General features: G+C 71.4%; 2 protein-coding genes and 1 pseudogene. All 3 read left to right on the top strand.

Going from position 1 to position 2,554, the window contains the following annotated elements; genetic code table 11:
- Positions 1-1,282: UDP-N-acetylmuramoyl-tripeptide--D-alanyl-D-alanine ligase (locus PROKR_RS12735; protein ID WP_036963753.1), on the top strand; the 1,282-nt coding region annotated here is incomplete at its 5' end.
- On the top strand, positions 1,279-2,361 hold the full coding sequence (gene mraY / locus PROKR_RS12730; RefSeq protein ID WP_036963752.1) for a phospho-N-acetylmuramoyl-pentapeptide-transferase: 1,083 nt from the start codon (positions 1,279-1,281) through the stop codon (positions 2,359-2,361). The genes PROKR_RS12735 and mraY, both read left to right, overlap by 4 nt.
- Positions 2,358-2,554: pseudogene (gene murD / locus PROKR_RS34785) on the top strand (UDP-N-acetylmuramoyl-L-alanine--D-glutamate ligase); the annotation flags it as partial. The gene mraY and the pseudogene murD, both read left to right, overlap by 4 nt.

The raw sequence follows: 2,554 nt of genomic DNA, 5'->3' as shown, positions 1-2,554 counted from the left end.
GGCGGGTGCCGCGCTGGTGCTGGCGGCCCGCGAGCTGGACGGCCTGCCCACCGTCGTCGTCGACGACCCGCAGGAGGCCCTGGGCGAGCTCGCCCGGTACGTCCTGGCGACGGTCCGCGAGGGCGGCGACGGCTGGCCCAAGGTCGTGGGCGTGACCGGCTCGGTCGGCAAGACCACCACCAAGGACCTGCTGGGCCAGCTGCTGACCCCCGAGGTGAGCGGCGAGAACGCGATCATCGTGCCCACCGGCTCGTTCAACAACGAGATCGGCCTGCCGCTGACCGTCCTGCGGGTCACGCGGGACACGCGCTACCTGATTGCCGAGATGGGCGCCGACCGCGTCGGCAACATCGCCTACCTCACGCGCATCGCACCGCCGAACGTCGGTGTAGTGCTCGCCGTGGGCGTGGCGCACGTGGGCCACTTCGGCAGCGTCGAGGCCATCGCGAAGACCAAGGCCGAGATGGTCTCCGGCGTCGTCGACGGCGGGACGGTCGTGCTCAACGCGGACGACCTGCGCGTCGCCGCCATGGCCGGCCAGGCCGCGCCCGGCACGACCCTCCAGACCTTCGGCACCATCCCCGCCGCCGACGTCCGCGCCGAGGACATCACGGTCGACGCCATGGGCCGTGCCAGCTTCACGCTCCGGATCGTGCCGAGCGCCGCCCCGGCCGGCGACACCGAGCAGCGCGCCGACGTCGCCCTCCAGCTCGTCGGCCCCCACCACGTGACCAACGCGCTCGCCGCGGCCACGGTCGCCCTGCGCCTCGGGGTGTCCCTGCCCGACGTCGCGCAGCGGCTCACCGAGGCCACCGCCCGCAGCCCGCACCGCATGGCCGTCACCGAGCGGCCCGACGGCGTCACCGTGATCGACGACGCGTACAACGCGAACCCGGACTCGATGAAGGCCGCCCTGCGCACCCTCGCGGTCATGGCCGGGCGCACCCGCCGCTCCGTCGCGGTGCTCGGCGAGATGCGAGAGCTCGGTGACGGTGCGCGCGCCGCGCACGACGAGATCGGCCGCCTCGTGGTACGGCTGAACATCAAGCAGCTCGTCGTCGTCGGCGACGGCGCCTATCACATCCATGAGGGCGCCATGCAGGAGGGGTCCTGGGGGTCCGAGTCGATCTTCGTGCCCGACCTGGACGCCGCCCGCGCAATGCTGGACGAGTCGCTGGAGCCCGGCGACGTCGTGCTCGTGAAGTCCTCGCTCGGCTCCGGACTCTGGGAGCTCGGCGACCACCTGTCGATGGCTCTGACCGCTAAGGACAACAACAAGTGATCGCGATCCTGGTCAGCGCCTCGGTGGCGCTGCTCGTGGCCCTGCTGGGCACTCCGGTCTTCATCCGGTTCCTGGTCCACAAGAACTACGGCCAGTTCGTCCGCGAGGACGGCCCCACGGGGCACTTCACCAAGCGCGGCACGCCGACCATGGGCGGCGTCGTCATCATCGCGGCCACGCTCGTCGGGTTCGCGGCCTCGATGCTGGTGTCGGGGCGGCTGCCGAGCGTGTCAGCGCTGCTCGCGCTGTACCTCATGGCGGGCCTGGGCCTGGTCGGGTTCCTCGACGACTTCACCAAGATCCGCAAGCAGCGCTCGCTCGGCCTGACGGCGCGCGCCAAGCTGATCGGTCAGGGCATCGTCGGCATCTCGTTCGCTGTGCTCGCGCTGCAGTTCCCCAACGAGAACTCGCGCACCCCGGCGTCCACCAAGATCTCCTTCCTGCGCGACACCGAGTTCGACCTCGCGTTCGCCGGCGCGACCGTGGGCCTGATCCTCTTCGTGATCTGGGCCAACCTGCTGGTCTCGGCCTGGTCCAACGCGGTGAACCTGACCGACGGCCTGGACGGCCTGGCCACCGGCGTCTCGATCATCACCTTCGGCGCCTACGTGCTGGTCGGCATCTGGCAGCTCAACCAGTCCTGCCAGTTCCTGGCCACCGCCGGTCCACGCTGCTACGAGGTGCGCGACCCGCAGGACCTCGCGATCGTCGCCGCGGCCGTCACGGGCGCCTGCGTCGGCTTCCTGTGGTGGAACGCCAACCCCGCCAAGATCTTCATGGGCGACACCGGTTCGCTCGCCCTCGGCGGCGCCCTGGCCGGCCTGTCGATCCTGAGCCGTACCGAGCTGCTCGCCGTGCTGCTGGGCGGCATGTTCGTGCTCATCGTGTCGTCCGTCGTGATCCAGGTCAGCTCCTTCAAGCTGACGGGCAGGCGCGTGTTCAAGATGGCGCCGCTGCAGCACCACTTCGAGCTCTCCGGCTGGGGCGAGGTCACCATCGTGATCCGGTTCTGGCTCATCGCCGGCCTGCTCGCGGGCCTCGGCATGGGCATCTTCTACGCCGAGTGGGTGGCCTCGTGACCGAGGCCGACACCTACGGCACGGTCGAGCCCCGCGCCCCCCTGGCCGACGCGCGGGTCGTCCTGGCGGGCCTCGGCGTGACCGGGCGGTCGCTCCAGCAGGTCCTCCTGCCGCGCGTGGCCTCCCTGGTCACGGTGGACGACAGGGCCGACGACGCCGACCACGGCCGGCTCGACGCCGACGGAGCGGCCGC

Source organism: Promicromonospora kroppenstedtii DSM 19349 (assembly GCF_000515355.1).
Classification (GTDB): domain Bacteria; phylum Actinomycetota; class Actinomycetes; order Actinomycetales; family Cellulomonadaceae; genus Promicromonospora; species Promicromonospora kroppenstedtii.
The sequence above is the reverse complement of the archived record's forward strand: the minus strand, read 5'-3'. Positions and strand labels throughout refer to the sequence as shown.